This is a genomic window from Bradyrhizobium oropedii (assembly GCF_020889685.1).
Classification (GTDB): domain Bacteria; phylum Pseudomonadota; class Alphaproteobacteria; order Rhizobiales; family Xanthobacteraceae; genus Bradyrhizobium; species Bradyrhizobium oropedii.
Window position 1 is genome coordinate 1 of sequence record NZ_JACMYO010000248.1, and the last position, 10,249, is coordinate 10,249.

At 64.4% G+C, this 10,249-nt stretch carries 7 protein-coding genes and 1 tRNA gene; 6 read left to right on the forward strand and 2 right to left on the reverse strand.

Annotated features, from left to right (window positions below):
* Nucleotides 1-181 precede the first annotated feature (181 nt).
* A tRNA-Pro gene (locus H8A95_RS38665) sits at nt 182-258 on the forward strand.
* 279 nt (nt 259-537) lie between these two features.
* Here the strand turns inward: H8A95_RS38665 and H8A95_RS38670 are convergent.
* A complete protein-coding gene (locus tag H8A95_RS38670; RefSeq protein WP_229187831.1) occupies nt 538-2,370 on the reverse strand; it encodes an outer membrane protein assembly factor BamB family protein in 1,833 nt (610 codons plus the stop codon).
* 303 nt (nt 2,371-2,673) lie between these two features.
* On the opposite strand from H8A95_RS38670, the gene H8A95_RS38675 reads away from it, so the two are divergent.
* The 3 genes from H8A95_RS38675 (at nt 2,674) to H8A95_RS38685 (ending at nt 6,461) form a co-directional block, all read left to right on the forward strand.
* A complete protein-coding gene (locus H8A95_RS38675) occupies nt 2,674-4,248 on the forward strand; it encodes a sugar ABC transporter ATP-binding protein (RefSeq protein WP_229187832.1) in 1,575 nt (524 codons plus the stop codon).
* Nucleotides 4,245-5,237, forward strand: a complete 993-nt coding sequence (locus H8A95_RS38680) for an ABC transporter permease (protein ID WP_229187833.1) — start codon at nt 4,245-4,247, stop codon at nt 5,235-5,237. Before H8A95_RS38675 ends, H8A95_RS38680 begins: the two co-directional genes overlap by 4 nt.
* Before the next feature lie 72 nt (nt 5,238-5,309).
* On the forward strand, nt 5,310-6,461 hold the full coding sequence (locus H8A95_RS38685; protein WP_229187834.1) for a substrate-binding domain-containing protein: 1,152 nt from the start codon (nt 5,310-5,312) through the stop codon (nt 6,459-6,461).
* Nucleotides 6,462-6,641: 180 nt separating this feature from the next.
* Here H8A95_RS38685 and H8A95_RS38690 read toward each other — a convergent pair whose 3' ends face one another.
* Nucleotides 6,642-7,436: a DeoR/GlpR family DNA-binding transcription regulator gene (locus H8A95_RS38690; RefSeq protein ID WP_229187835.1), complete on the reverse strand. Its 795-nt coding sequence runs from the start codon at nt 7,434-7,436 to the stop codon at nt 6,642-6,644.
* Between the two features lie 239 nt (nt 7,437-7,675).
* Between H8A95_RS38690 and deoC the strand changes: the two genes are divergently transcribed.
* Nucleotides 7,676-8,704, forward strand: coding sequence for a deoxyribose-phosphate aldolase (gene deoC, locus H8A95_RS38695; RefSeq protein WP_420839524.1), 1,029 nt, complete (start codon nt 7,676-7,678; stop codon nt 8,702-8,704).
* A gap of 10 nt (nt 8,705-8,714) precedes the next feature.
* On the forward strand, nt 8,715-10,249 hold a 1,535-nt coding region (locus H8A95_RS38700), incomplete at its 3' end, for an aldehyde dehydrogenase family protein (RefSeq protein ID WP_229187836.1).

Here is a 10,249-nt window from a genome sequence, read left to right on the forward strand (position 1 = left end):
GGTCGGAAACGCCACCAGGCCGCCCTCGGCCAGGACTCCGGCGGCGGTGGCCGTGGCGGCGGCGCCGGCGGGCAGAACGTGCGTTTTCAGGCCTGTATCCACTGTGACTAGATTCCTCAATTCGGTGCCTTGTCGTCCCTTGCGGTCCCCGAAACCCGACGCTATAAGCCGGCCTCTTAGTCGGAGTGTGGCTCAGCCCGGTAGAGCACTGCGTTCGGGACGCAGGGGTCGCAGGTTCGAATCCTGCCACTCCGACCATTCATTCAAGCACTTATAGTTTCTGTGTTTTTTGTGCGCAACGAATTGCGCATCGATTTCCGGCGCGGCAGCCATGTCCGTCGATTCCGGTCCGCATGCCCCCGATATCGGCGAGTCGCAGGAATGCGACGCCTCGCTCTTGCGCCGCTCGGAACCAGAGGCTGGACGATCGGGAAGCCTTCTTCCGGTCGATGAGCCGATCCTGCCCGCCATCAAAGCACGAATACCCCGTGGCGAGTAGTGCTCCCTGTGTCGCCGCAAGTGCCGACATCGCGCCTGTCAGGGATTACCGACCTCGAAGGCCAGCAGGACGTTGCCGGGCAATCCACTCCATTGCGCGTAGCCGGAATTAACGTACAGCATGCCATCGACGACGATCGGGCCGGGTCCGTCCATGGCACCGCCACGGGCCGCAACGCCATTCACCGTGGTGTAGTCGCGGGCGGTGTCGATCTCCCAAAGCAGTCGTGCATCATCGGTCGCGTAGGCGCGCAGGAAGCCGCTGACGCCGCCCGAGAAGACGACACCGGGAATCAGCGTGATCGCTGCGGAGAGGGCGGGACTGCATTGCGGGCGATCGCCGCAGGCAACCGGCGCCACCTGCATCGCGATTTTCCCGGTCGCAAGATCGAGGCCGAACAGGCCGCCGCCTTCGCTCGAGTTGAGACGCCTCGAGCCGTCCCTCAGGAACCGCACGTCCGAATTGGCGACATAGATTCGATCCTGGTCCGCGGCGGAGCCCCACTCGGTCCCTCCCAACGGGCCACCCTGGCCGATCCGCGTCTGCCAGAGGATCTTGCCCTCATGGTCGGGGTCCAGCGCGTGCACCACGCCGGATTTCTGGCCGATGACGAGCATGCGCTGTCCGTCGCGCAGGTTCACCAGGATGGGCGATTGTCCGAAATCATGGTCGGGGCCGCGATCTTGCGGACAGTTGCTCTGGTCGATGCCGAAACACGCAACGACGAAGCTGTCCTTCGGCGTGGCCTGCTGGTGCCAAAGCATTCGGCCGCTCGCGAGATCGAGTGCGAGGATGGCGTCGCTGGTGTCGGTTGCCGGGTCGGCATAGCTGTTCGATGTCGCGACATAGAGCGCCTGGCGCTGCACATCGATCGTCGGTGCGGACCACACCGACGCGCCGGCCGGACCGAACAGTTGGGTCCCGATGGCGTTCGTCCGTGTCGGCTGCGGCGCTTCGGGAATGGTATAGGTCTTCCAGATCTGCGCGCCGATGTCGGCCTTCAGCGCAACGACACTGCCGCGAAACGTGCAGCATTGGTAGGTGGGGCGCGACCCGATCGCCTCCTCGATCGATGAGACGCCGACATAGACGACGCCGGCATGGAAGACCGGTGCACCGGTGATCCGGGCGGCCACATGATCGTCGATCTTGCTCTTCCAGATCAGCGCGCCGGTGGTCGCGTTCACGGCATAGACGTTGGCGCGCACATCGCCAAAGAAAATGACAGACTGGCCGCTGTCCAGCGTGGCGACACTGATCGCCGCACGGACCGGCGCGTCGGTGGGAAACAGCCAGCGCGTGCATCCGGTCTTGGCGTCGAGTGCGTGGACCTTGTTGTTGCCGCCACCGACGAACAGCAAGCCGCCGACCACAGTCGGCTGAGCGAACGCAACGGACGTGTCAGGAAACCCGAACGCCCATTTCAGGCGCAACCGCGGGACCTGGTCTTGCGTGAGGCCGGCCATCGCCGCCGGCTGAAACCGGCTGTTGTTGAGATCCGCGCCCCAACCGTTCCACCGCGGTCCGTCGATCGCCTGCGGAAAGCCGGCCGCGCTCTGCGCACATTGGCCTGCATTCTCGGCCGCCGCATGCGATGCGGCCTTTCCGGTGATGAGGGAGGCGATCGCGGTCCGCTCGTCGTTGCTCAGTCCCTGTGCGAAGGATGCCATCGGGCCCGCGGTGATCGCGTTCAGGACTTCGTCGAACGATCTTGATTGCAGCGCGGCGCGGTTCGGCGCGCGGACATCCTTGTCGCCGCTGTCGTGACACTGCGCGCAGCGTTGCGCGTAGAGGGCGGCTCCGCCTTGCTGCGCAGTCGCAGGCAGGCAAGACCAAACCAGGGCGACGGCAATCGCAGCACTCAGTTTCATCGCGGTTCACCGGCGTTGGCTTTGATGAGATGAGCGATTGAAGCGTAGCACAACCCCGGTGGTTGTCGTCGCGCCTGGCGGAGGCCGGCGGCGTGTATGAGTCGGTGCCGAAGCTGATCGCGGCTCGCGGCGGGACGCCAATGACCGCGACCTGGCGGCCCCCAAAATTCAGATGCCTGCCGGCGTGATCTCCCATTGACAGGCCGTCGATATGATAGAATTATAACACAATAAGTTGCAAAAATAACAACATGTCAGCATCGTACCAGCGCCGCGTGCCGGTGACGGGAGGAAAGTTTGGAATTGTCCGGTTCGATCGCGGCAGAGCCTCGGCCGTCGACGGCGCTTTTGTTGGTCGGTGGCATCAACAAACGCTTTGGCGGTGTGCGGGCATTGCGCGACGTCAACCTCGAGGTCCGCGCCGGCGAGGTGCACGCGTTGCTGGGCGAGAACGGGGCCGGAAAATCCACGCTGATCAAGATCCTCAGTGGCGTTCATGCGGCGGACAGCGGCACCATCGAGATCGCCGGCAAGCCGGCGACCTTCGACAGCCCGGCACGATCGCGCGAAGCGGGAATCGCTGTCGTCTATCAGGACCTCAGTCTCGTTGAATCGCTCAGCGTCGCCGACAATCTGTTGCTCGGCCGCGAGCCGCGCGCGCGGTTCGGCTTTGTCCGCAAGCGCGAGCTGATGGCGAAAGCCGAGGCGTTCCTGAGCGAGCTCGGCATTCCCCTCGATACGAAAGCGACTGTCGGCTCGCTGCCGTTCGCCTATCGCCAGATGACAGAGATCGCCAAGGCGTTGATGGGCGAAGTGCGGCTGCTGATCCTCGATGAGCCGACATCCTCGTTGACGTCGGACGAAGTCCGCATCCTGTTCGACGCGATCGGCAAGGCGACGCGCCGGGGCGTCGGCGTGATCTACGTAACGCATCGGCTCAACGAGGTCTTCGAGATCTCGCAGCGTGTCACCGTGCTGCGCGACGGCGCCAATGCCGGCACGTTCGTCACCGCCGATACCGACATGAAGCGGCTGGTGAACGCCATCATCGGAACCGATCGACTGGCACCCGCGGCGTCGCGCGCTGCGCCTGCTGCAACACGTTCGCTCGATCCGTCGCCGGTTCTGGCGCTGTCTGATGTGTCCAACGACCGGCTGTCCGCTGTCGAATTGTCCGTGATGAAAGGTGAGATCCACGGCCTCGCTGGATTGATCGGGAGCGGACGCACCGAGATCCTGGAGACGATCTTCGGCCTTCGGCCGGTCGAGCGCGGCACGCTCGAGATCGAGGGCCGGCCATGGCTGCCGAACAGTGCGGCCGATGCGATCGACCAGGGCGTCGCGCTGGTGCCGGAAGATCGGCACGTGCAGGGCCTGGTGCTGGATCATTCGATCGAACGCAACATCACTTTGCCGCGGATTCCGCATTTCTCGCGCTGGGGCTTCATGCAGCAACGCGCTGCCGCCAGGCGTGCGGAAACGGCGGTCGCAAGGCTTTCGGTGAAGGCGCAGGGCGCCTCCAGCCTGGTCAGGACATTGTCCGGCGGCAACCAGCAGAAGGTCGTGTTCGGAAAATGGAATGATCCGCGGCCGCGCGTGCTGCTGCTGGACGAGCCGACGGTCGGCGTCGACGTCGGCGCGCGCGAGGAGATCTACGGCGTGATCCGAAATGCCGCCCGCGACGGCACCGGCGTCCTGGTCGTCTCATCGGATCTCGTCGAATTGATCGAGCTCTGCGACCGCATCTCCGTAATCGTCGATGGACGGGTCGCGCGAACGCTGGTGCGCGGCGAGATCGATGATGCCGAAGAGCTGCATCATCTGCTGCAGATCTACCAGGCTTCCGGACAAGGCGTATTGCAAGAGCTGCCCGCATGACCGAACTGACCGCGCCCAATGTCGTCGCCGCGTCGACCCGATCCGATCGACGCCGCAAGCTGCTGCAGAATCTGCTGCGGGGCGAGCGACCCTACATGCTCTACATCGCCTTCGTGGTGCTGCTGGTGGTGTTCAGCCTCTCGTCGCCCTGGTTTCTGTCGGTCGACAATTTCCTGAACATCGGCCGCCAGACGACGCTGGTGTCGATCATCGCGGTCGGCATGACCTTCGTGATCATCGCGCGCCAGATCGATCTATCGGTCGCATCGACATTGGCGCTGTCAGGCATGGCCGCGGCGCTGGCGATGAGTCAGATCAACAACAGCTGGATCGTCGGCGCCGTCGCAGGCCTCGGCACCGGCGCGCTGGTCGGGCTGCTCAATGGCATCCTCACAACGCAGCTCTCGATCCCATCCTTCCTGGTGACGCTGGGATCGCTGAGCATGGCACGGGGTCTGGCAATGATGGTGACCAACACCAAGCCGGTCATCATCACCAACGAGACTTATTTCGCGATCTTCGGCGAAGGCACGTTTCTGGGTATCCCGGTTCCGATCGCGTGGACGCTGGTGGCGATGATCGTCGGCATCCTGCTGCTGCACTACAACGTGTTCGGCCGTCGCATCTATGCGGTCGGCGGCAATCCGACCGCGGCGCTCTATTCCGGCATCAACACCAAATGGGTGACGACCGCGGCGTTCGTGTTGACCGGCACGTTGGCCGGACTCGCGGCGCTGGTGCTGTCCGCGCGCTCGCATGCCGCACGGCCCGACGTCGTGCAGGGCATGGAGCTCGACGTCATCGCCGCGGTGATCCTCGGCGGTTGCAGCCTGTTCGGCGGCCGCGGCTACATCCTGGGCACGCTGTTCGGCAGCCTCATCATCGGCACGCTCAACAACGGCCTCGTGCTGCTCGGCGTCAGCTCGCCGATGCAGCTCGTCATCAAGGGGGCGATCATCGTGGCCGCGGTCGCGTTCACGAAGCGCTAGAGCGCTGCGTTGCAAGGGTAGGGGCAAGGTCGCCGGCCTCCGGTCAATCGGCGACCAAAAAGGGAGGAAACAATGAAGCCAATCTTGCGACAAACCCTGCCGCTGACCGCGCTGATCGCGGCGACGGCCATTTCGATCGCCCCTGCGGCTCGCGCCGAAGTGCCGGCGACCTGCGTCAAGGGCGTCGATCTTGCGACGCTTGGACCGAAATCGATCGTCGGCCAGGGGCCGCATGGCGAGAAGGCGGCTTCGCCGGAAGTGCTTGCGCTGTCGGACGCCGATGTCGCCAAGATCAAGGAGAAGAACTTCAAGGTCGGCATCTCCATGCAGACCGTCAATCTCGACTGGGCGCAGTTGCAGATCCAGGGCATCACCGACACGCTGAAGAAGTACGGCGTGACGGTGACAGGCGTCGCGTCCGCCGAATATCAGGTCGACAAGCAGATCGCCGATATCGAGAACACCATCCAGCAGCATCCGGACGGCATCATCTCGATCCCGGTCGATTTCACGGCGACCGCGCCGACCTACAAGAAGATCGCCAAGGCCGGCATCAAGCTGGTGCTGATGGACAGCATTCCGACCGGCCTGAAGCATCCGGAGGAATATGCCTCGATGATCTCGGCGGACAGCCAGGGCAATGGCCAGATCGCGGCCCAGATCCTGGCGTCCTGCATGGCGCAGGGCTCAACCATCGGCCTCGTCAATTTCGGCGTCGACTATTTCAGCACCAACGAGCGCACCAAGGGGGTTCGCGAGTGGATGCAGAAGAACCGTCCCGACATCAAGATGAAGCAGGTCGACTTCACCGATCCGCCGAAAGTCTCGCAGATCGCCGGCGACTTCCTCACCGGCAATCCTGACGTCAAGGGCGTGTTCGCGGTCTGGGATCAGCCGGCGCTGGATACGCTGAGCTCGATGCGCGCGCAGGGCATCAATATTCCCGTCACGACCGTCGACCTCGGCCTGCAATCGGCGATCGAGATCGCCAAGGGCGGACCGCTGAAGGCGACCGGATCGCAGCGTCCATATGATCAGGGCGTCGCGGAAGCGATGGCCATGATGAACGCGCTGCTTGGCAAGGAAACGCCAGGCTGGATCGGCGTGCAGTCGCTGCCGGTGACGCAGTCGAACGTGCTGGAATCCTACAAGACGGTGTTCAAGAAGGAGCCGCCGCCGGAACTGACCGACGCCTGCAACAAGGCAAAGCCTGCCTGCAATTGATCTTTGGCGCGATGCGCGATGCGCGGTTCGCGAGGCCGCGCATCGTGGACGAGGCTGACCCGGGCGAGCCAGCTCCCGCCCGGGTCAGAGCTCTTTCGAGCGAAGCGGGCACCGGTTCGCGCGAAGAAAACGCGTCAGAACACGAATTGAGAACCCGCTCCGATCGGAACGGAAAAGGTTCTAGATTGCGCTGGTCACATATTCGACGGGAAGGCTGCGGAAGTGCTTGCGCATGTCCGATGATGCCGCGCCGCCGACGATGATCCGCGAGAACGCGCCGATATCGGAGAAGAATGCCGATTTGAGACTGCCGAGCTTGCTGGCGTCGATCACCAGGATGCTCTCCATCGCGGTCTCGATGACGGCCTGCTTGACGGCGACTTCGTGAAAGTTCGAGCAACTCGCGCCGCGGGTCCAGTGCACGCCGCCGGCGGAGATGAAGGCCTTGTTGATCCCGAGCCGCCGCAGATAGGACAGGCCGTCCTCCGACGCAAAGGACTGCGACGACGGATGATAGAGCCCGCCCATCAACATCACCTGCGTCGCCGGTCGGTGCGTGACGATCGACGCCACGTTCATCGAATAGCAGATCACCGAGAGCGGCAGATCCTCGGGCAGGCAGTCCGCCAGCGACTGCATCGTCGTGCCGCAGTCGATGAAGATCGTATCGCCCTCCTTGATGGAGGCCGCGGCAGCCCGGCAAGCCAGGCGCTTGTCCTGGGTGTGCTGGTCGATCTCCTGCTCGAATGCGTACTTGATCCCGGTCGGTGATGCCGCGTTGACGACGTAGCCGCCGAGCAAAGCGAGTGCGGCGTCCGGCCCGGCGAGGTCGCGCCGCACCGTCATTTCAGAAACTTTCAGGAGCTCGGCGGCGTCCTTCAGATGCAGCGTGCCGCCCGACTCGACGGCACGGCGCAGCCTCTGCAGGCGCTGGACGCGTGTCTCGCTTGGTCGTGCGTTGGGGGTTTCAGCCATTTTGATCGCCGAGCTTGCTTATCCGATTGACAATGATCTTACAATGTTGTGAGTTTATCAACGTCGATTTGTTACAATAATAACATCCAGTCCAGCGGGCTGATCGAGCGGTGGGGACGTGTCGTTCCTCAGGCGATCGGCAAGCCCAACGGCAAGGTCAGGGAGGATCACATGTTGCGATCGACACATTCAATCTATCTGGCCATCTCCTCGATTCGCTAGGACCGCACGGCGCCTCCATGACGCAGAGCGTCCTCATACAGAATCCGTCCCCATTCGCCGCGCAGCCACCTGCTCCGGGCGGCGAGCATCCGCATCCGATCCCGCGCAACAGCGGCCGCGCGCTCGAGATGGATTGGGTCGACGAAATCAGGATCAATCTGTCGGCCGCCGAACGGCGCGTTGCGAGCCTGCCGGGCCGGCGAACCGTCAAGAAGGACGCGCAGGCGGCGTGGCTTCTCAAGGCGCTCACCTGCATCGACCTGACGACACTCAACGGCGACGATACGACCGAACGGGTGAAGCGCCTCTGCGCCAAAGCCAAGGCGCCGGTGCGCGGCGACGTTCTGGAGAAGCTCGGCTTTGCCGGGCGTGAGCTGCATACCGGTGCGGTCTGCGTCTACCATCGGTTCGTCGGCACGGCCGTCGAAGCGCTCGATGGATCCGGCATCCCGGTTGCTGCGGTCTCGACCGGGTTTCCCACAGGCCTCGTGCCGCATGAGCTCAAGCTGAAGGAGATCGAGGCGTCGGTCCGCGACGGCGCGCAGGAGATCGATGTCGTCATCACGCGTGAGCATGTGCTGACCGGCGACTGGCGGGCGCTTTACGCCGAAGTCCAGGATTTCCGCGCTGTCTGCGACAACGCGCATCTGAAAACGATCCTGGCGACCGGCGACCTCAAGACGCTGCGCAATGTCGCCAAGGCCTCGATGGTCTGCATGATGGCCGGCGCCGATTTCATCAAGACCTCTACCGGCAAGGAAGGCGTCAACGCGACGCTGCCGGTGACGCTGGCGATGCTGCGCATGATCCGCGTCTATCAGGAGCGCACCGGCTACAAGATCGGCTTCAAGCCGGCCGGCGGAATCTCGACGGCAAAGGACGTGCTCAACTATCAGTTCCTGATGAAGGAGGAGCTTGGACGCGACTGGCTCGAGCCGGATCTGTTCCGCATCGGCGCCTCCAGCCTGCTCGCCGACATCGAGCGGCAGCTCGAGCATCACGTGACCGGCCACTACTCGGCTTTCAACCGCCACCCCGTGGGATGAGACTCCAGCGATGAGCGTCGCAAATTATTTCGAGACCATGGAGTATGGCCCCGCGCCCGAGGCAGACGGCGAGGCTCGCGCCTGGCTGGCGCGGCATGGCGCCACGTTCGGGCATTTCATCGCCGGCAAATTCGCAGCACCGCATGCCGGCAAGCACCTCACGACGAGCGAGCCCGCCACCGGCAAGACGCTGGCGCGGATCGCGCAGGGCGCTGCTGCCGATGTCGACGCGGCGGTTAGTGCCGCGCGCACCGCGCAGGTCGCGTGGGCTAAGCTCGGTGGTCACGGCCGCGCGCGTCATCTCTATGCATTGGCGCGCATGCTGCAGCGTCACGCCCGGCTGTTCGCCGTGTTGGAGGCGATCGACAACGGCAAGCCGATCCGGGAAACCCGCGATCTCGACGTGCCGCTCGCCGCGCGTCATTTTTACTATCACGCCGGCTGGGCGCAGTTGCAGGAGCGGGAATTCGCCGATCAGGTGCCGATCGGCGTGATCGGGCAGATCATCCCTTGGAATTTCCCGCTGCTGATGCTGGCCTGGAAGATCGCGCCGGCGCTCGCCGCGGGCAACACCGTGGTGCTGAAGCCGGCGGAGTTCACCTCGCTGACAGCGCTGCTGTTCGCTGAACTGTCCGCCGAGGCCGGCCTGCCGCCGGGCGTGCTGAACGTCGTGACCGGTGACGGTGCGACCGGTGCTCTGCTGGTCGAAAGCCCCGGCGTCGACAAGATCGCCTTCACCGGATCGACCGAGGTCGGCCGGCTGATCCGCCAGACGACTGCGGGCACCGGCAAGTCGCTGACGCTCGAGCTCGGCGGCAAATCGCCGTTCATCGTGTTCGACGATGCCGATATCGACGGCGCGGTGGAAGGCGTGGTCGATGCGATCTGGTTCAACCAGGGCCAGGTCTGCTGCGCCGGCTCGCGGCTGCTGCTGCAAGAGGGCATTGCCGAGACCTTCCGCAGGCGCCTGATCCGGCGCATGGAGACGCTTCGCGTCGGCATGCCGCTCGACAAGGCGATCGACATGGGTGCGGTGGTCGCGCCGGTGCAACTCGAGCGGATCAAGGCGCTGGTCGAGACCGGGGTGAAGGAGGGCGCCGAGAAATATCAGGCGTCCGGCGCGATCCCGGCGGAAGGATGCTTCTATCCGCCGACCTTGCTCTGGAACGTGCACCCATCCTCGACGGTTGCGACCGAAGAGATCTTCGGCCCGGTCCTGGTGGCGATGACGTTCCGCACGCCGGACGAGGCCGTGATGCTCGCCAACAACACGCGCTACGGCCTTGCCGCCAGCGTGTGGAGCGAGACGATCGGACTGGCGCTCGACATCGCGCCGAAGCTGCTCGCCGGTGTGGTCTGGGTCAACGCCACCAATCTGTTCGACGCCAGCGTCGGCTTCGGCGGCTATCGCGAGTCCGGCTTTGGTCGCGAGGGCGGCCGCGAAGGCATGTATGAGTACCTCAAGCCGAAGGCCTGGAGTGGGCGCAAGGCGCGGGCCAAGGCGTTGCCGCTGCCGACGGCGGCCGGTGCCGGCACCGGATTCGA